Consider the following 25169-nt stretch of genomic DNA (forward strand, 5'->3'; position numbering starts at 1 on the left):
GGACGCAGACAGGAGGAGGGGCCAATGGCGGATATCGGTGCGATCATCGGGGGCGGCTTCGGGCTGATCCGGCGGCATCCGGGCTCCGTGGTGGTCTGGGGCGTGATCGCCGCGGCGAGCGGCGCGGCGATCGGTTGGCTGCAGTTCCGCACGGGGCTGATGGCCACCGAGCCGAGCGGCCTCGACCTGGGCCGGCACGCGCTGCGGCTGGCGCTGGGGCTGCTCTCCTTCGTCATCTCCACCATCCTCTCGGCGGCGGCGCTGCGGGCGGTGCTTGACCCCGGCGCGGGCGGATTCGCCTATCTGCGGCTGGGCGCGGACGAAGCGCGGATGATCGGGCTCACGCTGCTGCTCTATGTCCTGGCGCTGATCGCAGGCGTGATCGGCACGCTGGGCTTCGCGTTCCTGGTGGCGCTTTTCGGCTTCCTGACCTTCGGCAATGCCGCGGTCGCGCAGCTGCTCGCCGGGTTGCTCGCGCTGGCGGTGTTCGCCGGGGTGGTGTTCGTGCTGGTGCGCCTCTCGCTCGTCTATCCGCTGGTGCTGGTGCGGCGACGGATCAGCATCGACGACAGCTGGGAGCTGACTCGTGGCCATTTCTGGTCGCTGCTCGGCGCCTATGTGCTGCTCGCGCTGATCTCGTTCGCGCTGATCTTCGCGGTGATGCTGCCGGTGGCGGGGATGCACGTGCAGGCGGCGGCGAGCGGCGGGTGGCAGTCGTGGAGCGCGACGACGCCGCTCGATTATCGCGACCTGGCCAGCCTCAAGTCGACCGTGCTGGTCGCGCTGGTGGCGAGCGCGGCGATCAACGCGCTGCTGCTCGCGCTCTGGTCGGGTGCGCTCGCGACCGCGACCCTGGGGCTGCTCGATTCGAAAAACGGGGCGCAGATGCTTGAAGAAGGGGAATATTCCCCGGACGATTGAAGCGAACCCTCCGGAACGGAGCAGTCGCCGCACGCCGGAGCCGGCACGTCGCGACGAAAGCTCCGTTATGGAGGAAGCTCGACTCAACCGTTTCGGAGGCATGCGGCACTCTGGAACAGAAGACGAACCTGGGGGCGAAAATGGCGCAGGCGGGCATGATGGCGGGCGGTGACGGCTATGCGCTCCGCCCCAATCTTCTGGTGATCGCGGACGACCCAGCGCGGGCACAATTGGCCGAGGAGGCGGCCGAATGCGCGGGGCTGCGCGTCACGGCGCGGACCGATGTCGAAGGCGCCGCGGAGGCGATCGAGCGGATCGCGATGCTCGATGCGGTGGCGATCGAGACCGCGGGCGTGGCCGAGGCGCGGCTGGAAGCGCTGTTGGGGCAGATCCACGACTTCGCCGAGGGCGGGCGCGTGGGGGTGGTCGCGGTGGCGGAGCCGCACCAGCTCGACCAGGTGGCGGGCGCGCTGCTCGGCCCCGGACGGCAGATATTGTGCGAGCCCGGCGCGGCCGAGCGGACGCTGGCGATGCTGCTCGCCGGGCGGGCGCCCGAGGCGCGGCTGAGCGACGTCACCCGCGACGCCGAGCGCGCCCGGCTCCAGCGGCTGCACGAAGAAGTCGCCCGGATCGCCGACACGCTGGCGCGGATGACGCGGGGCGAGGAGGCGCCCCGGACCAGCGGGCCGGTGCGCACGCCGGGGATCGACTATCGCGGCCCCGAGACCGACGAGGTGCGCGTGACCGCCGCCGAGCTCCGCGCGGTGCTCCGCGCGCGGCGGATGCGGGCGCAGTTCTTCGACGGCGAGCTGTTCGCCGACCCCGCCTGGGACATGCTGCTCGACCTGTTCGCCGCCGACATCGAGCGGCGGCGGGTGTCGGTATCGAGCCTGTGCATCGCCGCCGCGGTGCCGCCGACCACGGCGCTGCGCTGGATCGGCACGCTCCACGACGCCGGCCTGTTCGAGCGCCAGCCCGACCCTGCCGACCGCCGCCGCGCCTATATCGCCCTCAGCGCCAAGGGGCTGGAGGGCATGCACGGCCTGACGGGCGCGCTCAAGCGGGCGGGGCTGCACCTCGTCTAGCCCGGGCGGCGAGCAGCTCGACCGCCTCGACCACCTGGAAGGCGCCGAAGGGCTTGGAGAAGACCGGCCGGCCCTGGCAGGCGGGGGCGAGCTCCAGATCGTGCGGCTGGTTGATCACCACAAAGGGAATGTCGCGCCCGGCGAGCGCCACGCAGAGCTGGACCGCGTCGGCGTCCGAGCCGTCGAGCACCGCGGCTTGGGGGAAGCGGCGCGGGTCCGCCAGGCAGGCCAGCGCTTCCTCGCCCGTGCCATAGGGGCCGATCAGCCGGGCACCGGCATGTTCGAGACCCTGCGCCACATAGGCGGCGCAAAAGCCGTCCCGCTCCACCAGCAGGATCGGAATGCCGTGCAGATGACCCTGCATCGCGCTTCCTTTCGTTCCAGACCGACTCGTTCCGCCCCCAACTCGCCACCGGGCGATAGGCTCCCCTAGGGGAGCTCCGCCTGCCCCGTCGAAGGGGCCTTGCGCCCGAAGCGGGTTGGCGTAGATTCCGCCCGTCCGCATGACTGGCGAATGAATGGAGCACCATTGGGAAGTGCGGACCGCGTGACGCCGCATCGCCTGGGCACCCCCTGGACCACCGGAGGATGACATGCCCGACCCCGCGCCGCTCCACATCGCCTTCCTGCTCTTTCCCGACGTCACCCAGCTCGACCTGACCGGCCCGGCGCAGGTGCTCTCGCGGCTGGGCAATGCCAGGCTCGACCTGGTCGCCGCCAGCCGCGATTCGGTGTCGACCGACGCGCAGTTCGCGCTCACTCCCACCGCGACCTTCGCCGACGTGCCGCGCACCGACATCCTGTGCGTGCCAGGCGGCTTCGGCACCGTCGCGGCGATGCAGGACGAGGCGACGCTCTCCTGGCTGCGGCAGGTGGGCGCGGGCGCCGAGTGGGTGACCAGCGTGTGCACCGGATCGCTGCTGCTCGCCGCTGCCGGGCTGCTCCGCGGCTATCGCGCCACGAGTCACTGGGCCTCGCGCGACCAGCTCGCCTTCTTCGGCGCCGAGCCGGTGGCCGAACGCGTGGTGTTCGACCGCAACCGCGTGACTGGAGGTGGCGTGACCGCGGGGATCGACTTCGCGCTGGCGCTGACCGCGGCCATCCGGGGCGAGGAACATGCGCGGCTGGTCCAGCTCAGCCTGGAATATGACCCCGACCCGCCGTTCGACAGCGGATCGCCCGAGCGCGCCGATGCCGCGACGCTCGCGCGCTATCATGCGATGGTCGAACGGTTCGCGCCGGGGCGGCGGGAGAAGGTGCAGGCGATCGCCAAGGGGCTGGGCTTCGGCTGAGCGGCGGAAGTGGACAGCCGCCGGAAGTGGACAAAGTGGACACCCTCCCCCGGCTTTTCAGCGCGCCGCCTCGGCCGCGGCCTTCAGATCCGCGACGAAAGCGGCGAACTCCTGCTCGGCGCGCGACCGGTCGGGCATGCGCAGCAGGAAGCTCGGGTGGATCGTCACCCAGCCGAGCCCGCCCTCGGCCAGCTCGAGCGCGCGGCCGCGCGTCGCGGTGATCGTCACGGCCTTGCCGAGCATCTGGCGTGCCGCAGTGGCGCCGAGCGCGACGGTCATCGCCGGGCGGACCAACTCGCGCTCATGCCCATACCACCAGCGGCAGGCAGCGATCTCGCCGGCATTGGGTTTGGAATGGATGCGCCGCTTGCCGCGCCGCTCGAACTTGAAGTGCTTGACGGCATTGGTGACATAGACCGCGGCGCGATCGATCCCCGCCTCGGCCACGGCGCGATCGAACATCTGCCCGGCGGGGCCGACGAAGGGGCGGCCGGCAAGGTCCTCCTGGTCGCCGGGCTGCTCGCCGACGAACATCATGCGGGCGTCGACCGGCCCCTCGCCGAACACCGTCTGGGTGCCGCATTTGTAGAGGTCGCAGCGCGTGCAGTCGCGCGCATCCTCGCGCAGCGCCGCCCAGGCCGCCGCGATGTTGCTGCCTTCAGCCATGCGTCCTCCAACGCAGCGAGGCGCCGAGCTTTCCACGCTCAGGCGAGGCCATAGTGATCGGCGAGGCGCGTCAGCGCGAAGCCGAGGACGAGCTTGGCGGCGCGGCTGGGCCAGCCGAGCGCCTTCTCGGCGGGGGTGAGCCCCTCGCCCGCGCAGACCACCCGCCAGAGGATGTCGGCGAGGCCAGGGCCAGCGGCGGCGACGGCGGCGTCGAAGCGGCGCTTGGCGGCGATCTGCGCGAGCGTGGGGTCGAGCGGTTCGGCCGGGCCCCGGCGTCCGCGCGCGGCGGGGGCGGAATCCCAGCGCACCGTCACTCGCGGCCCGAGCGACGCGGTCTCGTAATCGGCGCGCAGCCGCTCGCCCGCCTCATACTGGCGCGCGTCGACCAGCCCGCGGGCGCGCAGCCACGCGAGCGGGGATTCGGCGAGGTTCACCGTCACGCTGCGCCGGCGGACCTGGCCCCCGGTGCCGGAGTCGAGCGGACGTTCGACGAGCTGCTGCCGCATGCAATGATCTCCTTTTGTTCTCACGACTCGCTCTTGCCATAAACGCCGGGTTGTAGGAAAGTGAAAAAACCGATTTGGTTAGGAGGGCGGCAATGATCACGGCGATCCGGGAAGTGCGGCGCGCGAAGGGTATGACGCTGGAGGAAGTCGGGCGCCGCTGCGTGCCGCCGACCACGGCGCAGACGATCGGCCGGCTGGAGACGGGGACGCGCACCGTCTCGGTCGCTTGGCTCAACCGGATCGCGGCGGCGCTGGGGGTCGATGCGGCGGACCTGGTTCGGTTGCCCGAGCGGCCCGAGATCGCCGTCGCCGCAGTGCTCGACGGCGCCGGCGCCCAGGCTCCGCGCCGCGCGGCATCGGTGGTGCCGCCGCGCGCCGAGCCGGGGCTGGTCGCAGTGACCGTGACCGGCGGCATCGGCGACTATCGCGCGGGCGATGAGATCTGGTGCGAGCGGCTGGCTCCCGAGGACTTCGGCCGCGCGCTCAACCGCGACGTGCTGGTCCCCCGCCCGGCGGGCCGCTTGCTGTTTGGCCGGCTGATCGGCCGCGAGGCGCCGGCGGGCGAGGAAGGCACGGGCAAGCTCCACCTGCTCCCGCTGGGCGGGGGGATGCGCCAGCAAGTGGTGGCGGACCCGGCGTGGATCGCGTTCGCGGTAAGGCTGGTGCGGGGGTTGTAGGGCTTCGGCCGCCATCGCCCCAATAGGTGACGTTGACCGGAGAATCCTGCCCCGCCTCCTCACCAGAAGGACGAAGCTAAGTCCGCTCGCTGTTCGTGAACACCGCGAGCTGGTCGGCGAAGGCGCGCTGCCAGGCGGGGCGGGCTTCGGCCCGGGCGATATAGGCCTGGAGGCTCGGATAGTCGTGGAGGAGGTCCGAGCTCTCCAGCCGGCGCAGCGCGGTTACCATCAGCAGGTCGCCGGCGCTGAAGCTGCCGTCGAGCCATTCGCCGTCGCCGAGATGCGCGGCGAGCTGGTCGAGGCGCGTGCGGACACGGTCCTGGAGCATCGGCTGGCGCTCGGCGAACCAGCTCTTGTCGCGTTCGAGGATGGTGGCCAGCGAGAGCTCGAAGATCGGCGGCTCGACCGTGGTGAGCGCGGCGAACATCCAGGCGATGGAGCGGGCGCGGGCGTCGGGGTCCTCGGGGAGCAGGCCGGAGTGGCGCTCGGCGATGCGGAGCAGGATCGCGCCCGATTCGAACAGCGTGAGGCCGTCTTCCTCATAGGTGGGGATCTGGCCGAAGGGATTGCGCGCAAGGTGCTCGGGCGCCCTCAGTGCGACGAAGGAGAGCAGGCGCACGTCATAGGGCTGGCCGACTTCCTCGAGCGCCCAGCGCACGCGCATGTCGCGCGCGAGGCCCTGGCCGCGGTCGGGCGAGCGTTCGAAGGCTGTGATGGTGACGGTCATGGTGAACCTCCGGCTGGGGGAGGATGGCTCCTGAAGCGGCTGTTGGCAACTGCGTCGGGCCGCTTTCGAACACGGAGGGATACCGGTAGGACGGGAGGGAGCAGGAGGGGCGATTGACCAGGCGATATGACGCGCTGATCGTCGGTGGCGGGCACAACGGGCTGGTGTGCGCCTTTTATCTCGCGCGCGCGGGGCTCAAGGTGCGCGTGCTCGAGCGGCGGCATGTCGTGGGCGGCGCGGCGGCGACCGAGGAATTCCATCCCGGCTTCCGCAACTCGACCGCGAGCTACACAGTGAGCCTGCTCCAGCCGCGCGTGATCGCGGACATGCGGCTTTACGATCACGGCTATCGCGTGGTCGAGCGGCCGATCGCCAATTTCCTGCCCTTCGCCGACGATTATCTGAAGCTCGGCGGGGGCACGGCGCGGACGCAGGCCGAGTTCGCCCGGTTCAGCGCGCACGACGCCGCGGCGCTCCCGGCCTATGAGGCGGCGCTGGGCCGCATCGCCGACGTGCTGCGCGACCTGGCGCTGCGGACTCCGCCCAACGCCGGCGGCGGGCTGCGGGCGCTGCTGGCCGCAGCCGGGCAGGGGCGGCGGGTAGCGGGGCTGGCGCTGGAGGCGCAGCGCGACCTGCTCGCGCTGTTCACGCGGAGCGCGCGCGACTTCCTCGACGGCTGGTTCGAGGACGACCGGATCAAGAGCGCTTTCGCCTTCGATGCCGTGGTGGGCAATTATGCCGGCGTGAGCACGCCGGGATCGGCTTATGTGCTGCTCCACCATGTCTTCGGCGAAGTGAACAGGAAGAAGGGCGCCTGGGGGCATGCGATCGGCGGGATGGGCGCGATCACGCAGGCGATGGCGCGCGCGTGCGAGGCAGCGGGGGTGGAGATCAGCCTGGAGGCGCCGGTCGCGCGCGTGCTGGTCGACGGCGGCAGGGCTGCGGGCGTGCGGCTGGAGAGCGGCGAGGAGATCGCGGCGCCCGTGGTGGCAGCGAATGTCGGGCCGCTGCTGCTCTATCGCGCGCTGGTGGCGGAGGCGGACCTTTCGCCCGAATTCCGGCGGCGTATCGCGGGGTTCAAGGCGGCATCGGGGAGCTTCCGGATGAACGTGGCGCTCTCCGAGCTGCCCGATTTCGCCGTGCTGCCAGGCAAGGCACAGGCCGAACATCACGGCGCGGGAATCATTATCGCGCCGGGGCTCGACTATATGGACCGCGCCTTTGACGATGCGCGCGCCTTCGGCTGGTCGCGGCAGCCGATCGTCGAGATGACGATCCCCTCGACTCTCGACGACAGCCTCGCGCCGCCGGGCGCGCATGTCGCGAACCTCTTCTGCCAGCAGTTCGCGCCCGAGCTGCCCGGCGGACGGAGCTGGGACGATGCGCGCGAGGAAGCGGCGGATACGATCATCGATACGGTGACGGCGCATGCGCCCAACTTCAGGGCGTCGGTGATCGCGCGGCAGATCCACTCGCCGCTCGACCTCGAGCGCAAGTTCGGACTGATCGGCGGCGACATCTTCCACGGGCGCATGTCGCTCGACCAGCTCTGGGCGGCGCGGCCCGTGCTGGGGCACGGCGATTATCGCGCGCCCATCGATGGGCTCTACATGTGCGGATCGGGGACGCATCCGGGCGGCGGCGTGACGGGGGCGCCGGGACATAACGCCGCGCGGGAGATCCTGCGCGACCGGAGTCTTTGGAGCCGCTGGCTTCGCTGAAGCGAAGGCTCCTATCGCGCTATCTGATCCGCGTGAGCGTCTGGGACCTGCAGATCACGCCGCCGAGCGCGCAGCCGGTGCCCTTCACGGTGTTGGCGTCGAGCACCACCACCGTGCCTGAGAAGGTCCGGTTGAGGTCGGGGACGAAGACCCTGCCTCGCCAGCGGCCCCTTCGATCCTTGCGGAAGTCGCGGAACAGGTCGAGCCCGACGAGGTTGGGCGTGCCGCCCCTGCGCGCGTCGGCGATGGCTTTGGCGCTGGCCCAGACGACCTTGCCGCACATCGAAGCGCCGCAGCGACGCGCCTGGATGTGCACGCTGCTGCTGTTGTTCCGCCACGTGCCGAACGTGCCGTCGCCACTCTGGGCGAATGCGCTCGCGCCCGCCACCAGCAATGGCGCGAGCAGCAGCGTTCGAATCAAAGATCGCATCTCGATTCCCTCGCGGCAGGCTCCATCGTTCGTCGGCGGAATATACGCCATTCCGGCCGGAATGCACAGACAGCGGGGATCATGGAGAATGTGGCTGACGGGCGACGGCGCGTTCCGCGGGTTCATCCGGCGGTGCGCTATACTGAACGGCGCAGAAACCAATTCTTATCCGATACCGGATAGCGTGCGGCGCAACGATCCCGGGGGCCACGATGCGCGCCGCTTTACTTCCGATGCAGATCAAGTCGCGGTTCGAGGCGGCCGGACCGCTGGCCAACTGGATCCTGTGCTGGGTGCTGCTGCCCAACATCAGCTTCTGGCTGCTGTGGATCATCGGCGGGCCGCCGCGCGTGTTCCAGGTGCTCGTCACCGGGACGGTGGGGCTGGGGGTGCACCGCGCGCCCTTCGCCGTGAAGTTCGCCGCCTTCGTGGCGGCGCTGGTGGTGTCGGTGCTCACCTATATCAGCGGCATCTTCAACCTCGACCCGACCTCGCTCGTGGCGGCGATCCAGTTCGCGTCCGAGCTCCACCCGACTGCATCGCCCGAATATCTGGTGGCGATGCTGGCGCTGCTCGCGACACTGGTGGGGGCGTGGCGCGCCCTGCGCCGGCCGACCGTGCTCGACGATCCGCGCAGCCTGCTGATCGCCTTCGCGCTGGTGATGCTCGCGGCGGGTGCCGAATATGGGCTCGCGCCGAGCAACCCCGGCTCGTACACGCGCTTCGCCGAGCCGGGGGCGGCCTTCACTTCGGCCGTCGGCGAGAGCGGCTTCGAGAGCGCGGCGGGCGACCGGCGCCATTTGCTGCTGATCATGTCGGAGGCGATGGGCGCGCCCGCGGACCCGGTGCTGCGCCGCAAGCTGATCGACATCTGGGCGCGGCCCGAGGTGCGGCGACTCTATGACGTGACCAGCGGCGATACGCTCTATTACGGCTCGACCACCAGCGGCGAGATGCGCGAGCTGTGCGGCCGCTGGGGCGACTATCCCGAAGTGCTGGACAAGGCCGACAACGGCTGCCTGCCCGCGCGGCTGGCGCGGCGCGGCTATCACACCCAGGCGTGGCACAGCTTCGAGGGCAGCTTCTTCCAGCGGTCGCGCTGGTACCCGCACATCGGTTTCGCGGAGATGCGCTTCGGCGAGCGGCTGCGCGCCGACGGGGCGGAGGGGTGCCCAGGCGTGTTTCCGGGGGCGTGCGACCGCGACGTGCCGGCGCAACTCTCCGAGACGCTGCGGCAGGCGCGCACGCCGCAGTTCCTCTACTGGCTGACGGTCAACTCGCATCTGCCGGTGGCCAGGAACGCGCAACTCGGCACCGCCGACTGCGAGCGCTTCGATCCCGCGATAGAGGCGGACAATCCGATGGCGTGCCGGATCTTCGAGCTGTTCGACCGCAACGGCCGGGCGCTGGCGAAGGAGATCACCCGGCCCGACTTCCCGATCGCCGACATCCTGATCACGGGCGATCACATCCCGCCCTTCTTCAACCGGCACCAGCGCGAGCAGTTCCTGCCCGATCGCGTGCCGTGGATCCGCTTGCACCGCAAGGCGCCTGTGGGCCCGACCGGCGAAGCGCCGCTGCCGGCTCCAGCCAGCTAGCGCCTGCGGAGAGGCGCAGCGCCGGCCTTTTTCATGGCGCCGGTGTTTGCGACTCGGTCGAATGCGCGCATGATCGGATCCGTCCCTCCAGCCGAAAGGAGCAGGCGATGATCGTTGAAGACATTGGGCCCGCGCCGCAAAGCTTCGATCTCGAGCAGGCGACGCGCGAGAATCAGGACTATCGAGCCGTCGCGTGGAGCGGCCGCTATCTGCAGGTAACGCTGATGTCGATCCCGGCGGGCGAAGACATCGGGCTGGAAATGCATCCCGATACCGACCAGTTCCTCCGGCTCGATGCTGGCCGGGGCCGCGCCCAGATAGGAACCGCCAAGGACGATCTCGCCTTCGACAGGGAAGTGTCCGACGGCTGGTGCGTGCTGATCCCGGCAGGCATGTGGCACAACGTCACCAACATCGGCGACGAGCCGATGCAGCTCTATGCCGTCTACGCTCCCGCGCACCATAAGCCCGGCAAGATCCACAGGACCGCATCCGACGCCGCTGCCGACGTCGACGACGAGCCGGCGGAATGGTCGGTCCAGCCGGGCAAGGCGCGCGAGGACCAGCACGCCTAGGCAGAGCCGATGAAGCCGGAGACGTGGTGGGCGCTGACGGGCTCGAACCGCCGACCCTCTCGGTGTAAACGAGATGCTCTACCAACTGAGCTAAGCGCCCGGCGCATGGCCGTGCGGGGTTTCTAGGGGTTTTGGCCCCGGGGTCAATCGGTGGCGAGCGTCACCTGCATCGCGAAGCTGCGCGATTCGCCGGGGGCGAGGCGGAGCATGCCGGGCTTGTCCCAGATCTCGCCGTCGAAGCCGATGGGGTCGGCATGGCCCTGCCAGGGCTCGACGCAGAGGAAGCGCGCGCCGGGCTTGGTCCAGAGCGCGAGCGTGGGCATGTCTGGAAAGGCGATGTCGAGATGTGGGCCGATTGGCGTGCCGTAGCGGAGCGCGCGGCTGGCGGGGTGCTGCCAGACGAGGGCGTCGGCGGTGAACAGATCGTCGCGGAGGGACAGGGTGCGGCCCTCGACCGGGGTTGGGCGGTCGGCGGGGCCGAGTAGGCCTGCCTCGATCCGGTTGAGCGGCGAGGGCTCGGGCTCGGCGAAGGTGATGCGGTGGTCCTCCTTCGCGCCATCATAGGGGAGCGGCCAGGCGAAGGCGGGGTGGAAGCCGAAGCTGACGGGCATGTCGCGATCGCCCGCGTTGGTGGCGGTGATCTCGATCGCCAGCGTCGCGCCGGCGAGCGTGTAGGCGGCATCGAGCGTGAATTCGAACGGATAGGCGGCGCGCGTCTCGTCATTGGCGGCGAGGCGCAGCACGGCGCGCGACGGGCTCTGCTCGACCGCCGCGAAGGGCTGGCGACGGGCGAAGCCGTGCTGGGGCAGCGGATAGTCGCGGCCGTCGAGGCGGTAGCGATCCCCCGCCAGACGCCCGACGATCGGGAAGAGCAGGGGGGCGCGGCCCGACCAAAAGGTCGGGTCGGCGTCGGTCATCAGCTCGCGGCCCTGCGCGTCGCGGAGGTGGCTGAGCTCGGCGCCGAACGGGTTGATCGAGGCCGAGAGGGTCTCGCTGGCGATCTCGATCATCGCCTCAGCCCTCGCGGTGGACGAGGAAAGGCGACCAGGCCTGGTTGACCGGCATCAGCTCGAGGCTGTTGATGTTGAGGTGCGCGGGCTGCTCGGCGACCCAGAGCATCGTCCTGGCGATGTCCTCGGCGGTCATCGGGTTCACGCCCGAATAGAGCTTGTCGGAGGCTTCCTGGCTGCCGGTGCGCACCAGCGTGAATTCGGTCTCGACCATGCCGGGCTCGATCGAAGTGACGCGCACGCCGGTGCCGATCAGGTCCGAACGCAGGTTGAGGCTGAACTGGCGGACGAAGGACTTGGTCGCGCCATACACATTACCGCCGGGATAGGGGTAGTTGGCGGCGACCGATGACAGGTTGATGATCGCGCCCTTGCGCTCGACGAGCAGCGGCAGGAGCTTGTGCGTCATCGACACCAGCGCCGTGATGTTGGTGTCGATCATCGTCGTCCAGTTGGACAGCGAGGCCTTTTGCGCCGGCTCGAGCCCGAGGGCGAGGCCGGCGTTGTTGATCAGCAGGTCGATGCCGCGGAATTCCTCCGGCAGCGAATGGAGCGCTGCGTCGCGCGCGGCTTCGTCGCGCACGTCGAAGGCGAGCGTGTGGACGCGATTCTCGCTGATCGTGGTGGCGAGCGCATCGAGCCGCTCCTTGCGCCGGCCGGTCGCGACCACGCGCCAGCCCGCCGCCGCAAAGGCGCGGACCGCAGCCTCGCCGATTCCCGCAGTGGCGCCGGTGATGAGGGCGGTGGGCATGGGCTCGTCTCCTTGGCTGGTTCGGTGCGGCTATGCGGATTGATCGCCAATGAGGCAATGCCAACAACCTTCTCCCTTGATGGGAGAAGGAAGGGCGCGCGCGTTAGCGCGTGGGAGGATGAGGGTGCGTGTGCCGCAGATGCCGCGCTATCGCTTCTGCGGCGCCTTCAGGCTTGTCCTCCGGTTGACCATCATTCCCCGTCGTCGTGCGAGGGGCTCGGATCGTCCTCGTAGCTGGTGCGCGCTTCGCCGAGGTGCCAGCGTTCGCCGTCCCAGCGATCCTCATGGTCGCCGTACTGGATGAGCGTGGCCGGCGGGCAGCCGAGCTCGGGCAAGTGGATGCGGAGCAGCGCGCGGGCGCCGTCGACGTCGATGGCGTCGATGTCGACCACGCAGAACAGAGTCTCGCGCTCGCCTTCGGCATCCTCGGCGCCGAGCATCGTGCCGCCGCCCTGGCTGCAGCCGAGCCCCGCGAGGCGCAGCTCGGCGTCGAGCGTGACGCAGTAGCGATAATGGCGCTCGAAGGGATCGAGATCGCCGGGGAGGATCACCGCCAGATATTCGGTGTCGAGCGGGTCCTCCATCATCGGGCCCAGCCCCTCGAGGAACCGCTCGATCACCGGTTCAGCTCCTGAGGCTCGCGCCCAGCTTGGCCGCGGCGGCGACGACCTTGTCGGCGATGGCCTTGAGATCGGCCTCGGTGAAGCTCTTCTCGGCGGGCTGGAGCGTGACTTCGACCGCGAGGCTCTTCTGCGCCTCGGGCACGCCGGTGCCGGTGAAGACGTCGAACAGCCGCGCATCGACGATCGCGGCCTTGTCGGCGCCCTTGACCGCGCGGACCAGGTCGCCGGCTGCAAGAGTCGAAGGGACCAGGAAGGCGAAGTCGCGCGTCACCGGCTGGAGCGCGGGCGGCGCATAGGCCGGGCGCATGAAGCCGGTCCCGCGCTTCGGCGGAAGCGCGTCGAGATAGAGCTCGATCGCGGCGACGTCGCCATCGAGGTCGAAGGCCTTGAGCACGCTCGGGTGGACCATGCCGAAGGCCGCGAGCACGGTCTTGGGGCCGAGGCGCAGCGTGGCGGACTGGCCGGGGTGATAGACGTCGCCCGCCTCGCCCATGACCTGGAGGTTGGGGACCGGCGCGCCGGCGGCCTCGAGCAGCGCGAGCGCCTCGGCCTTGGCGTCGAAGGCGCCGAAGGGCTGGGCCTTGCCCGCCTGCCAGCCGCGCGGCGACCGGCTGCCGGCGAGCACCACGGCAAGCGTGAGCCGCTCCTTGTCGGCGAGATAGCGGCGGCCGATCTCGAACAGCCGCACGCCCTGGGCGCCGCGCTTCACGTTGCGCTCGGCGGCCGCGAGCAGGCCGGGGAGCAGCGAGGGACGCATGACCTTCATGTCCTCGCTGATCGGGTTGGCGAGCGTCCAGGCGCCGCCGCCGAAGGGCGCGGCCTGGGCTTCGGAGATGAAGCTCCAGGTCACGGCTTCGTGCAGCCCGCGCGCGGCAGCGGTGCGGCGCAGGCGGCGCTCGAGCTTCTGCTCGGCAGTGGCGGTGGGCCGGGCAACGCCGGGGTCGCGCGCGAGCGGAGTCGAGGGCACCTTGTCGATGCCTTCGATGCGGATCACTTCCTCGACCAGGTCGGCGGGGCCGTCGATGTCGCGGCGCCAGCTGGGCGCAGTGACGTTCCAGCCGGCATCGACCGCGAAGCCGAGGCGTTCGAGGATCGCCTTCTGCCGATCGGCGGGGACGGCGAGGCCGCCCAGCGTCTCGGCGAGCGCGGGATCATAGCTGAGCACCTTCGCCCCAACGGGCGGCTCGCCGGCGCGGGTGACGGTGCTGGCGGTGCCGCCGCAATGCTCGACCACCAGCCAGGTGGCGATCGCCAGCCCTTCGTCGAGGAACGCGGGATCGACGCCGCGCTCGAAGCGCTGGCGCGCGTCGCTGGTGAGGCCGAGCTTCTGGCCGGTGCGGGCGATGTGCTCGGGATCGAAATAGGCGCATTCGATGACCACGTCGGTGGTCGTATCGGTGACGCCCGAGTCCTCGCCGCCCATGATGCCGCCGATGTCGTGGACATGGGCATCGTCGGCGATGACGGTCATCGTCTCGTCGAGCGTGTAGGTCTTGCCGTTGAGCACGAGAACCTGCTCGCCGGGCTTCGCTTTGCGCGCGACGAGCCCGCCCTGGAGCTTGGCCTTGTCATAGACGTGCAGCGGGCGGCCGAGGTCGATCATCACGAAATTGGTGATGTCGACGAGCACCGAGATCGGGCGCTGGCCGATCGCGGTCAGCTTGCGGCGCATCCATTCGGGCGATTCGCCATTGGCGACGCCCTGGACCTGCTGGGCGAAGAAGGCGGGGCAGCCCTGGGGATCGTCGGTGCGCACGTCGGGGCCGGGGCCCTCGCCTGCGATCGGGCCGTTCACCATGCGATAGACCTCGCCGAGCGGCCGGAGCGCGCCCAGCCCGGCGGCGGCGAGGTCGCGCGCGATGCCGCGCACGCCCATGCAATCCTGGCGGTTGGGAGTGATCGACACGTCGATCACCGGATCGTCGAGCCCGGCATAGCCCGCGAAGGGCGTGCCGACGGGGGCGTCGGCGGGAAGCTCGATGATGCCCTCATGGTCTTCGCCGAGCTCGAGCTCGCGCGTCGAGCACATCATGCCGTTCGATTCGACGCCGCGCACGGCGGCGACTTTGAGCTGCATGCCGTTGACCGGCACCACTGCGCCTGGAAGGCCGAGCACGCCGACGAGGCCAGCGCGAGCATTGGGGGCGCCGCAGACGACCTGGAGCGGTGCGCCTTCGCCGGTGTCGACGGTGAGCACCTGCAGCTTGTCGGCCTGGGGATGGCGTTCGGCAGTGAGCACGCGCGCGACGCGGAAGCCGGCGAGCTTCTCGCCGGGGTTCTCGACGCCCTCTACCTCGAGGCCGACGCGAGTGAGCGCCTCGACGATCTCGTCGAGCGAGGCGCTGGTTTCGAGATGCTCCTTGAGCCAGCCGAGCGTGAACTTCATGCGCCGACTCCCCCCGAGAGCGTGGGCACGTCGAGCGCCGAGAAGCCGTAGTGCTTCAGCCAGCGCAGATCGCCATCGAAGAAGGCGCGCAAGTCATCCATCCCATATTTGAGCATCGCGAGGCGATCGACGCCGGTGCCGAAGGCGAAGCCCTGCCATTCGGCGGGGTCGAGCCCGGCGGCGGCGATCACCTTGGGATGCACCATCCCCGAGCCGAGGACCTCCATCCAGCCGCCGTTCTCGGACTCGCGGGGATCGCCGCCGATCACGCGCTTGCCGTTGATCACGGTGTAGCCGACGTCGACCTCGGCCGAAGGCTCGGTAAAGGGGAAATAGCTGGGGCGCAGCCGCAGCACGATGTCGTCGCGCTCGAAGAAGGCCTTGAGGAAGGTCTCGAGCGTCCATTTGAGGTGACCGAGCGTGATCCCCTTGTCGATCACCAGCCCCTCGATCTGGTGGAACATCGGCGTGTGGGTGGCGTCCGAATCCGACCGATAGACGCGGCCGGGCGCGATGATGCGGATCGGCGGCTGCTGGCTCGTCATCGTGCGGATCTGCACGGGGCTGGTGTGCGTGCGCAGCACCATCGGCCGCTCATGCTCGCCGGCGAGATAGAAGGTATCGTGCATCGCGCGCGCCGGATGCGTCTCCGGGATGTTGAGCGCCGTGAAATTGTGCCAGTCGTCCTCGATCTCGGGGCCGGTGGCGACCGAGAAGCCGAGGTCGGCGAAGATCTCGGCGAGCTCGTCCATCACCTGGCTGACCGGGTGGACGGTGCCGGACGCGGCCGCGTCGACCGGCAGCGTCATGTCGAGCGTCTCGCTGGCGAGGCGCGCGTCGAGCGCGGCGCGTTCGAGCAGCGCCTTGCGCTGCGCGAGCGCCTCGGTCACCGACTCGCGTAGGCCGTGGATGCGGGGCCCCTCGCTCTGGCGCTCCTCGGGGCTCATGCCGCCGAGCGTCTTGAGCAGGCCGGTCACCACGCCCTGCTTGCCGAGCGCATGGACGCGCAGCGTCTCCAGCGCATCGAGCCCCGCGGCGACGTCGATCGACGCGAGCAGGTCGGCGCGGAGCTGGTCTAGATCGGTGGTCATTGGTTTCCGTTCTCTGTCACGTGGAGGCCCGAACCCCAGACGGGGCCGCGCGTCAAGCCTATACCCGGTGCCCGAGCAGTGCGCCGCCGAAGCCGATGAACATCAGCCCGGTGGCGCGGTTGAACAGCCGCTGGCGGTTGGCGGGTGCCAGCCAGCGTGCGAGCGAGCGGCCGCCGAGCGCATAGACCGAGTACCAGAAGGTCTCGATCACGACGAAGCTGGCGACGAGGATGCCGAGCTGGGTCCAGAAGGGACGGCTGGTGTCGAGGAATTGGGGGAAGAGCGCGGCGGCGAAGACGATCAGCTTGGGATTGGAAAGCCCGGTGCCGAGCCCGGCGGCGTAGAGCGCGCGCGCCGAGGGCGGAGTGCGCGGATCGGCGGCGTCGCTCGCGGCGACGGGTGCGCGCCAGGCCTTGATCCCCAGCCAGACGAGATAGGCGACGCCGGCGTAGCGCAGCGCGTCGTAGAGCATCGGCGCCGCCTTGAGCAGCGCGCCGAGCCCGGCGGCGGAGGCGAGCAGGCAGAGCAGCACCGCGCTCATCAGCCCGGCCATCGAGAAGATCGCGCGGCGCGGGCCGTGGTGGATGCTCTGGACCATGACGTGGAGCATGTTCGGCCCCGGCGTGGCCGAGATCAGGAACACGGCGGTGACGTAGAGCCACCAGGTCTGCAGTGCCATCGATTCGTCTCCCTTCCTCGAGGCCAAGAAAAAGGGCGCCGGTGTTGCCACCGACGCCCCGTTTTCAGCTTGCGCTACAGGTCGCTTCAGGCGGCCTGGGGCAGTGCCGCCTTCGCCTGCGCGACGATGGCGCTAAACGCCTCGGTCTCGTTCATGGCGATGTCGGCCAGGACCTTCCGGTCGAGATCGATGCCGGCCAGCTTGAGGCCGTGCATGAACTGCGAATAGGTCAGGCCCTCGGCGCGGACGCCGGCGTTGATGCGCTGGATCCACAGACCGCGGAACGTGCGCTTCTTAACCTTGCGGTCGCGATAGGCGTACTGGCCGGCCTTTTCGACGGCCTGGCGCGCGATGCGGATCGTGTTCTTGCGACGGCCATAATAGCCCTTCGCCTGATCCAAAATGCGCTTGTGCTTCGCCTTGGTGGTCGTGCCACGCTTCACTCGTGCCATTGTCTAGGCCTCCCTTACTTCAGACCGTAGGGCGCCCACGCCTTGACGTGAGCCACGTCGGCGTCGGACAGCACGCTGGTGCCGCGGTTCTGGCGGATGTACTTCGCATTGTGCGAGATCAGGCGGTGGCGCTTACCGGCGACTCCGTGCTTCACCTTGCCGGTGGCGGTGAGCTTGAAGCGCTTTTTGACGCCGCTCTTCGTCTTGAGCTTGGGCATTTTCGTCTCCTTGTAGTTCGACGATTGCGGACACGCGCGGCAGCCCATTCAGCCGGCGCATCCCTACGATCGCGGAAAGGCGGCCCCTTAGCGGATGCGCCGCGGCAATGCAACCGGCGGGCGCGCCGCAGGGGAACCCCTTCGCCCCGAGCGGCTTTTTCCCTCCCATGGCAGACCGCGATGCGCCCCTGTCGGCCGCCGAAGCGGCGCCCTCGCCCCGCGAATCCGCGGCCGCGCGGCCGATGCGCGCGCTCGGCACGCCGCTCGCTGCCACGATCGCGGTGCTCACCAGCCTGATCGGGCTGGTGGTGCTCGCCTGGGCCGTGCTGTTCGTCACCAAGGGGCGCTTCCTGAAGGGCACGTTCGAGCGGATCGTCGCCGCCGAGACCGGGCGGCAGGTGCATGTCGGGGGCGATTTCCAGCTCTATTTCGCGCCGATCAACGTCAAGTTCCTCGCCGAAGGGCTGACGATCTCCAACCCCGAATGGGCGGGGCGCGGCAATTTCTTCGCGGCGAAGAAGATCGACACGCGACTCTCGACCTGGAGCCTGATTATCGGTCATGAGCGGATCAACTGGCTGGGCCTCGACGAGGGGCATGTCGACCTGCAGTGGGATGCCTCGGGCAAGCGCAACACCTGGACCTTCGGCGAGCAGAAGGGCGAGCCGCTCGACCTGCCGATCATCCGGCGCGCGCTCGTGCGCGGCACGCAGGTCCGCTACGTCAATCCGCAGATGGAGATCGAGGCTGCGATCCGCATCCACACGGTCGAGGCGCGCGACACCCAGTTCGCCAGCCGGATCGGCTTCGACGGCAACGGCACGGCGCGCAAGACGCGCTTCACGCTTTCGGGCGCGTTGCTGACGCCCAACGCCACCGTTGCGGGCGGGCGCAACCGGCTCCAGCTCCATGCCGAGGGCGTGCGCACCAGCATCGACGTGTCGGGCACGCTGCCGGGCGCGACCGAGATCGAGGGCGCCGATCTGCACATGGACGCGCGCGGGCAGAATCTCGCCGACATCTTCTCGGTCGCGGGAATCGCGGTGCCCGACACGCGCAGCTACCGGCTGCGATCGGCCTTCACCAAGCACGGCAACGAGTGGCGCTTCACCGGGCTGCGCGGCCGATTCGGCGACAGCGACCTGGCGGGGCGCTTCACCATCACCTCGCGCGAGCCGCGGATGCTGCTGACCGCGAACCTCGCCACGCGCGTGCTCGACATCGTCGATGCGGGGCCGTTCATCGGCTACAACCCCAACAAGCTCGAGGCGCAGGGCAAGGCGGGCGCGATCGAGCAGGTCGGCGGCACGCCGCGCGTGCTGCCGGACGCGCCGTTGCGGGTGGAGGCGCTGAAGAACTTCGATGCGAAGGTCGACTGGACGGTGCGGACGGTACGCGCCGAAAGCCTGCCGGTGTCGAACGTCACGCTGGGGCTCGACCTCGACAACCGGCTGCTCAAGCTCTCGCCGCTCAACTTCTCGATGGCGCGCGGGACGGTGAGCTCGGACATCACAATCAACGCGCGGCGCGAGCCGGTCTTCACCGAATACGACATCCGCCTCTCGCCGACGCCGATGGGAACGCTGCTCGCGGGCTTCGGCGTCGAGCAGTCGGGGACGAGCGGGACGCTCAAGGCGCGGGTGCAGATGACCGGCACCGGCAACAGCGTGCGCGATTCGCTCGCCAATTCGAACGGGCGCATCGCCATCATCATGCCGAGTGGATCGATGTGGACGCGCAACACCGAACTCGCGGAGCTCGACATCGGCGTGTTCATCCAGAAGATGTTCGAGGAGAAGCTGAAGGAGCCGGTGCGGATCAACTGCGGGCTGATCGGCTTCACGGTGCGCAACGGCATCGGCGCGGCGGACCCGATCCTGATCGACACCGCCAAGAACGTGATGCTCGGCCGCGGCGGGTTCAGCTTCAAGAACGAGTCGATCGATCTCGCCTTCCGCGCCGACAGCAAGAAGTTCAGCCTCTTCTCGGGCCAGTCGCCGGTGGGGATCGGGGGCTATTTCGCCCGTCCGACGATCGACGTGATCAGCCCCGAGCTGATCGGGCGCGCGGGCGCCGGGCTGGGGCTGGGCGCCCTGGTGAGCCCGCTGGCGGCGGTGATCGCCTTCGTCGACGTGGGCGACGCCAAGGCTGCCGACTGCGGGCCGGTGCTGGCAGGCGCGCATGCCTGGTCGCAGCGCGACGTAAAAGGGCGGCCGCGCGACGATGTCGGGCGCGGCACGACCGCCAAGTCGGAGAGCGGCAAGCAGTCGGCACCCGAGCGCAAGAAGCAGCGCAAGAAGTTCCTGGGCATCTTCTGAACCGTTGCGGGGCGCGTCCGCCCGCCCTAGGCAGCGGGCATGGGGTGGCGGCTGAGGGAAGACGTGGACTGGCGGCGTGCGGTGCTGTGGCTGGCGCTGCTCGTCACCTGCAGCGCGGGCTGGTTGTTCAAGGGGCATTGCGTGCCCGGCGGCTGGACCGGCGGCGAGCAATATACCACCGGCTGCTACAACGACGTGATGCCCTTCTGGAGCGGGCGCGGTGTCGCCGAGGGCAAGATTCCCTATCTCCAGGTGCCGATCGAATATCCGGTGCTCACCGGCGCACAGATCGGCGTCGAGGGCGCCGCCGCGCACCTGCTGTTCGGCAAGCATGTGCGCGAGGGGCATTTCCTGGGGGTGGTGACGATCGCCAATGCGGCGATCGCCGGGCTGATCCTGTGGATGTTCCTCGAGGCCGGCATGGACCGCCGCCGGCTGTGGTGGTGGGCGTGCGCTCCGCCGCTGATCCTCTACGTCGGGCATAATTGGGATCTCGCCGCCGCCGCGCTGATGGTCGCGGCGCTGCTGCTCGCGCGCAAGGGAAGGCTGGCGACAGGCGCGGCGATGGCGGCGCTGGGCGCGGCGGCCAAGCTCTTTCCCGCGCTGGCGCTGCCACCGATCGGGCTCACGGCGCTGCTGACGCGCGACCGACCCTGGCCGCGTCGGATCCTGCGGGCGGCAAGCGCGACCGCGGCGGCGATCGGAAGCTGGGCGCTGGTCAACGCGCCCGTCGCGCTGCTCGCGCCGCAGAATTGGGCGCAATTCTATCTCTTCTCGCAGGATCGGCCCGGTACCGCTGCGGGAAGCTGGGACGTGCTGGGCAACATGGGCTGGTGGGTCACCTCGACCGAGCAGCGCAACCTCTATGCGGCGGTGCTGTTCCTGGGCGGGGCGGCGGCCATATTGGGGATCGGCTGGTTCCGCCACCGCGAACGGATGTGGCTGCTGACCACACCGCTGCTCGCCTGGTTCATGCTCACCAACAAAGTCTATTCGCCGCAGTTCGACCTGTGGCTCTACCCACTGCTGCTTATGACTGCGCCGCGGCTGCTGCCGGTGGCGTTCTTCGTGCTCGGCGACGTGGCCGCCTATTTCGCCGAATTCTGGTGGTTCGCGGGCAACGAGGGGCTGTGGCCGGCGGCGAGCTATACGCACATCGCGCTGGCGGCGGCGTTTCGGGCCGCGGCGATGCTGTGGCTGATCGTGGACTGCGTGCTGCTGGCGCCGCCGGAGTGGATCGGAGGTGGTGCCAAGGACTCGAGAGCGTCGAGCTGAAAAGCGCCGGCCGAGGCATCGAGCCTCGCCCGCCGCTACACCCACCCCTTGATCCCCGCCCTTTTCAGGAAGGGGAAACCGGACGTCAGGGCAGCGGCAGGTCGGTCTGGGCAGCCTGGCGGGCGCGGGTTTCGGCGCGGGCACGGGTGGCCTGGCGGACGAAGCAGCCGGTCTGGCCGCCGGGGCCGACGGTCGAACAGCTTCCGGTGCCGGTCTGGCCCGCCTCGAGCGCGGCCTGCGAGCGCAGCGCCCAGCTTTCGTTCGCCTGCGGGCGGCCGGTGGGTGCGCGCAGGTTCGGCGGGATGCGGAAACGCTCGGCCTCGTCGAGCCGCTGGCAGACGACGATTTCCTCGCCGTCGCTGTTGGTCGGGCATTTGTCGTTGCCGAAAATGACGAGAACGCCGCCCTGTCCCGCATTCTGCGCGAGCGCGGCCGAAGGGACCAGCAGCGGAGCGGCGACCAGCGCGGCCGCGGTTGCGATCTGCTTCAGCATCTTGCTTCTCCTCGCGTACCCTGTTGCGGCGTCAACGCTGAACAGGGCCTGTCATATCCGTTTCGACAGCGCAATGGCGGCGCGGCAGCCGGTGCGGATCAGCGTGAACAGCACCGGATAGCCGAAAGTGTTCTCCGCGCCCGAGGCGAGCGCAGTGTCGAGATGCTCGACTTCCTCCTCGCGGAAGCGGTCGACTGCGTCGCTCAGCTCGGGATCGTCGTCACCCAGCTCCTGAAGCTGCTGCTGATAATGGAGATCGATCTCGGTCTCTATGGCCGCGGTGCAGGCCATCGCGGCGTCGGGTCCGATCGCCGCAGTCGCGGCGCCGAGCGCGAAGCCGGCGACATTCCAGAAGGGCTGGAGCAATGTGGGGCGGACGCCGCGCGCGGCGATCATCGCGTCGAAGAAGGCGCGGTGGCGCTCCTCCTGGTTGGCCATGCCGTTGATCGTGCGCGCGGCGGGCGTGCGATCGCCCATCACCGCGAGCTGGCCGGCGTAGATGCGCGTCGCGCCGTATTCGCCCGCCTGATCGACGCGGACCATCCGGTCGCGCGTGTCGCGGCGATCGCCCGGCTTCCAGCTCATCGGGCTTTCCGCGGCGCGAGCGCGAAGATCGCCACGGCTCCCGCCACCGAGAGGATCGCGTTGAAGCCCGCGAGACTGATTCCGAACAACGACCATTGCGGAGCATCACAACGCACGAGCGGCTTGCGCAGTGCCTCGGTGAGCATCGCCATCGGATCGGCGTTGGGCGTGACGCTGGTGGTGCAGGCCGTGATTCCGGGCCACCAATGATATTCGACGCCGGCGTGGAACACGCCGATCGCGCCGCTGACTGCGATCAGCACGCCGGCGAAGAGCACGAACAGCATCTGCACCGGGCGCGGGCGCACCACGAACGACAGCGCGGCGACGACGATCGCGGCATAATGCGGCCAGCGCTGCCACATGCACATCTCGCACGGGATCAGCCCGCCGAGATATTGCGAGCCAAGCGCCCCCGCCATCAGCGCGAGCGGGAGCAGGAGCGCGATCCAGCGCGCCTTGACGAGCCCGTCGGTCCGCATCGCGGCTCAGCGGCCCTTGGCGACTTGGGGCAGCTTGCCACCCGAGCGCGCGATCGTCTGCAGCGCATAATGGAGCTGGAAGTCGTCGATGCCCTTCTTCTTGAGCTCCTCGGGCGTCGCGGCGAAGCGCGGATCGGTGCGCGCGTCTTCCTCGAGCACCGAATCGTCGACCTTCTCGGAGTTGATCAAGTGACGGCGCAGGTCGGCCTCGCGCAGGATCGGCCGCGTCTTGTAGTCGGGGTCCGAGATCTGCGGCACGAGCAGGTCGGGCTTGATGCCGCCCTCCTGCACCGAATGGCCCGACGGCGTGTAGTAGCGCGCAGTCGTGAGGCGCAGCATGGCGCGCGGGCCCATCGGGAGGAGCGTCTGCACCGAGCCCTTGCCGAAGCTGCGCACGCCCATGACGAGGCCGCGATGATGGTCCTGGAGCGCGCCCGCGACGATCTCCGACGCGGACGCCGTGCCGGCGTCGACGAGCACGACGACCGGCAGCCCGCCGGTCACGTCGCCGGGGACCATCGATTCGGCGTAATAGCGTTCGATGTCGTCCTTCTCGCGCCCGCGCTGCGAGACGATCTCGCCGTGGGTCAGGAAGACGTCGGAGACGTGGATCGCCTCGCCGAGCAGCCCGCCGCCGTTGGAGCGCAGATCGACGACATAGCCGAGCGGCTTGTGGCCGAGCTGCTTCTCGATCCCCTGGATCGCCTTGACCGTGTCGGCGCCGGTCTGGGCAGTGAAGGTGTTGATGTTGATGATGCCGACGCCGTCCTTGACCTCCCACTTCACGGGCTTCTGGACGATGATCTCGCGCGTCAGCGTGAACTGGAGCGGCTTGTCGGTGCCCGGGCGGATCACGGTGAGTGTGATCTTGGTGCCCGGCTGGCCGCGCATCTGCTCGATCGCGTCGTCGAGCTCGCCGCCGACGATGAACTTGCCGTCGAGGTGGGTGATATAGTCGCCCGATTTGATGCCGGCGCGCGCGGCGGGCGTGTCCTCGGTCGGCGCGATCACCTTCACTGCGCCGTCTTCCTGCGTGACGGTGAGGCCGAGCCCGCCGTAATTGCCGTCGGTCTGGATCTTGAGATTGTCGAAATCGAGCCCTTCGGCATAGCTGCTGTGCGGATCGAGCGCGGCGAGCATGCCCTGGATCGCGCCTTCGACCAGCCGCTTGTCGTCGACCTTCTCGACGTAATTGGCCTTCACGGTGTTGTAGACTTCCATGAAGGTGTCGAGCTCGCGGTAGCTCTCGGTATCGACTCCCGCCATCGCGCCCGAAGCGACCGGAACTAGGGCGAGCGCGCCGACCGCGGCGGTAACCTGAAGAAACGAACGAAGCATCAAACGACTTTCCGAAAGGCGGTTCCGCCCTGATCTAGTGCAGGATAGCGGCTTTTACACCGCCGGAATAGCGCGGAAGGCTCAATCGAGCAGCTGCGCCAGGTCCATCGGCACGTCGCGGCGGCGCAGCTCGACGGTGACGCGCGGCGCATCGCCGGCGGAGGCGCGGCCGATCGGGCTGCCCTGCCGGAGCTGGTCGCCGACGCGCACGGCGATTCTGCCGAGCCCTGCGACCAGAGTCGTCCAGCCATGGCCGTGGTCGAGGATCACTACGCCGCCATAGGCGCGGAACGGTCCGGCGTAGAGCACGCGGCCGGCGGCGGGCGCCGCGACGGGGGCATTGGGAGCGCATTCGAGCGTGAGGCCGCGCGCGCGCACGCCCGTCGCCGAGACTTCGCCGAGCCCGGTGACGACGCGCCCGGCGACGGGGAGGCGATAGGCGGGCGCGTGGCGCGGCAGGGGCTTGGCGGTCTCGCCCGCCGCGGGGGGGCGTGGGAGCGGGCCTGGAAGCGCGGCGAGTTCCGACTGGATTTGCGCAGCGGCGCCGATCGTCTCCATCTGGTCGACGATCGCGCGCGCCTGCTCGCCGAGCGCGAGCGCGCGATCCGATTCGGCGAGCGCGCTGCGGCCGAGCGCCTGCGAGCGCGCACGATGCTCGGCCTCGAGCCGGACCAGCGCGGTACGCTCCTGCTCGAGCCGGGCGCGGCCTTCGCGCACCTTCGCGACCGCGGCTTCGGCGCTGGCGCGCAGGCGCCGGGTGCGGTCGAGCTCGGCGCGGATGCCGGCGGTACGCGCCTGGACGAGCGGCATGGTGGTGGCGAGCACGGCGCGGACATGGACCATGTCCTCGGTCGAGCCGGGCTGGACGAGCCCGAGCATGGCGGGGCGCCGGGCCATCGACTGGAGCGCGGCGACCAGCCGCACGACCGGCCCCTGGCCCTGCGCCATGCGCGCGCGCTGGGCTGTGAGGAGGCGGTCGACGATGGCGATGCGCGCGCCGGCGGCGGCGATCTCGGCTTCGGCGGCGCGGATGCGCTCGGCGGCGGCGGCCTCGCTCGCGCGCGCCTTGACGGCCTGGTCGCGCTGGCCCTCGGCTTCGCGCTCGAGCGCCTGGGCGCGGGCATCGGCGGCCTGGGCTGCGCGGTTCGCTGCCTTGAGCCGTTGTTGTTGCTCGCCGAGCGTGGGCACCTGCGCGCCCGCGAACGCGCCGGCGCCCAGCATCGCCAGCAGCGCGGCGGTCAGCGTGATGCTTCGCGCGGGTCCCATTGTT

Annotated in this window: 26 protein-coding genes, 1 tRNA gene, 1 pseudogene and 1 riboswitch; of the genes and pseudogenes, 9 read left to right on the forward strand and 19 right to left on the reverse strand. The window is 69.8% G+C overall.

Annotated elements, in window-relative coordinates; genetic code table 11:
- The first annotated feature begins 24 nt into the window (after positions 1–24).
- Both J7500_RS05005 and J7500_RS05010 read left to right on the forward strand, forming a co-directional pair.
- Positions 25–921 carry a hypothetical protein gene (locus J7500_RS05005; RefSeq protein ID WP_294060395.1) on the forward strand — a complete coding sequence of 299 codons (897 nt, stop codon included), beginning with the start codon at positions 25–27 and terminating at the stop codon, positions 919–921.
- A 140-nt stretch (positions 922–1061) separates the two neighbouring features.
- Positions 1062–2006, forward strand: a complete 945-nt coding sequence (locus J7500_RS05010; RefSeq protein WP_294060396.1) for a winged helix DNA-binding protein — start codon at positions 1062–1064, stop codon at positions 2004–2006.
- Here the strand turns inward: J7500_RS05010 and J7500_RS05015 are convergent.
- Positions 1978–2370 (reverse strand): hypothetical protein, encoded by a 393-nt coding sequence (locus J7500_RS05015; protein WP_294060397.1) that lies wholly within the window; start codon positions 2368–2370, stop codon positions 1978–1980. The two genes, J7500_RS05010 and J7500_RS05015, sit on opposite strands and share 29 nt — an antisense overlap.
- A gap of 129 nt (positions 2371–2499) precedes the next feature.
- Positions 2500–2581, forward strand: a riboswitch (ZMP/ZTP riboswitch).
- An 18-nt stretch (positions 2582–2599) separates the two neighbouring features.
- On the opposite strand from J7500_RS05015, the gene J7500_RS05020 reads away from it, so the two are divergent.
- On the forward strand, positions 2600–3298 hold the full coding sequence (locus J7500_RS05020) for a DJ-1/PfpI family protein (protein ID WP_294060398.1): 699 nt from the start codon (positions 2600–2602) through the stop codon (positions 3296–3298).
- 57 nt (positions 3299–3355) lie between these two features.
- Here J7500_RS05020 and J7500_RS05025 read toward each other — a convergent pair.
- Positions 3356–3940 (reverse strand): annotated as a pseudogene (locus J7500_RS05025) (UdgX family uracil-DNA binding protein); the annotation flags it as partial.
- Between the two features lie 62 nt (positions 3941–4002).
- Positions 4003–4470 carry a DUF6456 domain-containing protein gene (locus J7500_RS05030; RefSeq protein ID WP_294060399.1) on the reverse strand — a complete coding sequence of 156 codons (468 nt, stop codon included), beginning with the start codon at positions 4468–4470 and terminating at the stop codon, positions 4003–4005.
- 92 nt (positions 4471–4562) lie between these two features.
- Here J7500_RS05030 and J7500_RS05035 point away from each other — a divergent pair, with 92 nt between their 5' ends.
- The gene (locus J7500_RS05035; protein WP_294060400.1) at positions 4563–5147 is read left to right on the forward strand and encodes a helix-turn-helix domain-containing protein; all 585 of its coding nucleotides are present in this window, start codon (positions 4563–4565) and stop codon (positions 5145–5147) included.
- Between the two features lie 76 nt (positions 5148–5223).
- Here the strand turns inward: J7500_RS05035 and J7500_RS05040 are convergent, their stop codons facing one another.
- Positions 5224–5874 carry a glutathione S-transferase family protein gene (locus J7500_RS05040; RefSeq protein WP_294060402.1) on the reverse strand — a complete coding sequence of 217 codons (651 nt, stop codon included), beginning with the start codon at positions 5872–5874 and terminating at the stop codon, positions 5224–5226.
- A gap of 113 nt (positions 5875–5987) precedes the next feature.
- Here J7500_RS05040 and J7500_RS05045 point away from each other — a divergent pair, with 113 nt between their 5' ends.
- The gene (locus tag J7500_RS05045) at positions 5988–7595 is read left to right on the forward strand and encodes an NAD(P)/FAD-dependent oxidoreductase (protein ID WP_294060404.1); all 1608 of its coding nucleotides are present in this window, start codon (positions 5988–5990) and stop codon (positions 7593–7595) included.
- Between the two features lie 19 nt (positions 7596–7614).
- Here the strand turns inward: J7500_RS05045 and J7500_RS05050 are convergent, their stop codons facing one another.
- Positions 7615–8025, reverse strand: coding sequence for a DUF2147 domain-containing protein (locus J7500_RS05050; protein ID WP_294060406.1), 411 nt, complete (start codon positions 8023–8025; stop codon positions 7615–7617).
- A gap of 212 nt (positions 8026–8237) precedes the next feature.
- Here J7500_RS05050 and J7500_RS05055 point away from each other — a divergent pair, with 212 nt between their 5' ends.
- Positions 8238–9623 carry a sulfatase-like hydrolase/transferase gene (locus J7500_RS05055; protein ID WP_294060407.1) on the forward strand — a complete coding sequence of 462 codons (1386 nt, stop codon included), beginning with the start codon at positions 8238–8240 and terminating at the stop codon, positions 9621–9623.
- 107 nt (positions 9624–9730) lie between these two features.
- Positions 9731–10198, forward strand: coding sequence for a cupin domain-containing protein (locus tag J7500_RS05060; protein WP_294060408.1), 468 nt, complete (start codon positions 9731–9733; stop codon positions 10196–10198).
- A gap of 24 nt (positions 10199–10222) precedes the next feature.
- Here J7500_RS05060 and J7500_RS05065 read toward each other — a convergent pair.
- From J7500_RS05065 to rpmI, 9 genes are all read right to left on the reverse strand, one after another.
- Positions 10223–10298: transfer RNA gene (locus J7500_RS05065), tRNA-Val, on the reverse strand.
- 43 nt (positions 10299–10341) lie between these two features.
- On the reverse strand, positions 10342–11208 hold the full coding sequence (locus J7500_RS05070) for an aldose 1-epimerase family protein (RefSeq protein WP_294060409.1): 867 nt from the start codon (positions 11206–11208) through the stop codon (positions 10342–10344).
- Between the two features lie 4 nt (positions 11209–11212).
- Complete coding sequence (locus J7500_RS05075) at positions 11213–11959, reverse strand: SDR family NAD(P)-dependent oxidoreductase (RefSeq protein WP_294060410.1); 747 nt, start codon at positions 11957–11959, stop codon at positions 11213–11215.
- Between the two features lie 191 nt (positions 11960–12150).
- Positions 12151–12579: a hypothetical protein gene (locus J7500_RS05080; protein WP_294060412.1), complete on the reverse strand. Its 429-nt coding sequence runs from the start codon at positions 12577–12579 to the stop codon at positions 12151–12153.
- 4 nt (positions 12580–12583) lie between these two features.
- A complete protein-coding gene (gene pheT / locus J7500_RS05085) occupies positions 12584–14968 on the reverse strand; it encodes a phenylalanine--tRNA ligase subunit beta (protein WP_294060413.1) in 2385 nt (794 codons plus the stop codon).
- On the reverse strand, positions 14965–16059 hold the full coding sequence (gene pheS, locus J7500_RS05090; protein WP_294060414.1) for a phenylalanine--tRNA ligase subunit alpha: 1095 nt from the start codon (positions 16057–16059) through the stop codon (positions 14965–14967). The genes pheT and pheS overlap by 4 nt, the downstream gene beginning before the upstream one ends.
- Positions 16060–16117: 58 nt before the next feature.
- Positions 16118–16738, reverse strand: coding sequence for a LysE family translocator (locus tag J7500_RS05095; protein WP_294060415.1), 621 nt, complete (start codon positions 16736–16738; stop codon positions 16118–16120).
- An 86-nt stretch (positions 16739–16824) separates the two neighbouring features.
- The gene (gene rplT, locus J7500_RS05100; protein ID WP_294060416.1) at positions 16825–17190 is read right to left on the reverse strand and encodes a 50S ribosomal protein L20; all 366 of its coding nucleotides are present in this window, start codon (positions 17188–17190) and stop codon (positions 16825–16827) included.
- Positions 17191–17204: 14 nt separating this feature from the next.
- Positions 17205–17408: a 50S ribosomal protein L35 gene (gene rpmI / locus J7500_RS05105; RefSeq protein WP_294060417.1), complete on the reverse strand. Its 204-nt coding sequence runs from the start codon at positions 17406–17408 to the stop codon at positions 17205–17207.
- Between the two features lie 167 nt (positions 17409–17575).
- Here rpmI and J7500_RS05110 point away from each other — a divergent pair, with 167 nt between their 5' ends.
- Together J7500_RS05110 and J7500_RS05115 are read left to right on the forward strand one after the other, a co-directional pair.
- The gene (locus J7500_RS05110) at positions 17576–19726 is read left to right on the forward strand and encodes an AsmA family protein (RefSeq protein ID WP_294060418.1); all 2151 of its coding nucleotides are present in this window, start codon (positions 17576–17578) and stop codon (positions 19724–19726) included.
- Positions 19727–19765: 39 nt separating this feature from the next.
- A complete protein-coding gene (locus J7500_RS05115; RefSeq protein WP_294060419.1) occupies positions 19766–21001 on the forward strand; it encodes a hypothetical protein in 1236 nt (411 codons plus the stop codon).
- A gap of 85 nt (positions 21002–21086) precedes the next feature.
- On the opposite strand, the gene J7500_RS05120 is transcribed toward J7500_RS05115, so the two are convergent.
- The 5 genes from J7500_RS05120 to J7500_RS05140 form a co-directional block, all read right to left on the reverse strand.
- Positions 21087–21494 (reverse strand): hypothetical protein, encoded by a 408-nt coding sequence (locus tag J7500_RS05120; RefSeq protein WP_294060420.1) that lies wholly within the window; start codon positions 21492–21494, stop codon positions 21087–21089.
- Between the two features lie 51 nt (positions 21495–21545).
- Positions 21546–22079 carry a demethoxyubiquinone hydroxylase family protein gene (locus tag J7500_RS05125; RefSeq protein WP_294060421.1) on the reverse strand — a complete coding sequence of 178 codons (534 nt, stop codon included), beginning with the start codon at positions 22077–22079 and terminating at the stop codon, positions 21546–21548.
- On the reverse strand, positions 22076–22561 hold the full coding sequence (locus tag J7500_RS05130; protein ID WP_294060423.1) for a disulfide bond formation protein B: 486 nt from the start codon (positions 22559–22561) through the stop codon (positions 22076–22078). The genes J7500_RS05125 and J7500_RS05130 overlap by 4 nt, the downstream gene beginning before the upstream one ends.
- A gap of 6 nt (positions 22562–22567) precedes the next feature.
- Positions 22568–23899 carry a S41 family peptidase gene (locus J7500_RS05135; protein WP_294060424.1) on the reverse strand — a complete coding sequence of 444 codons (1332 nt, stop codon included), beginning with the start codon at positions 23897–23899 and terminating at the stop codon, positions 22568–22570.
- A gap of 81 nt (positions 23900–23980) precedes the next feature.
- Positions 23981–25165, reverse strand: coding sequence for a peptidoglycan DD-metalloendopeptidase family protein (locus tag J7500_RS05140; RefSeq protein ID WP_294060426.1), 1185 nt, complete (start codon positions 25163–25165; stop codon positions 23981–23983).
- Between the last annotated feature and the right edge of the window lie 4 nt (positions 25166–25169).

It is taken from the genome of Sphingomonas sp. (genome assembly GCF_017744835.1).
Lineage (GTDB): Bacteria > Pseudomonadota > Alphaproteobacteria > Sphingomonadales > Sphingomonadaceae > Sphingomonas.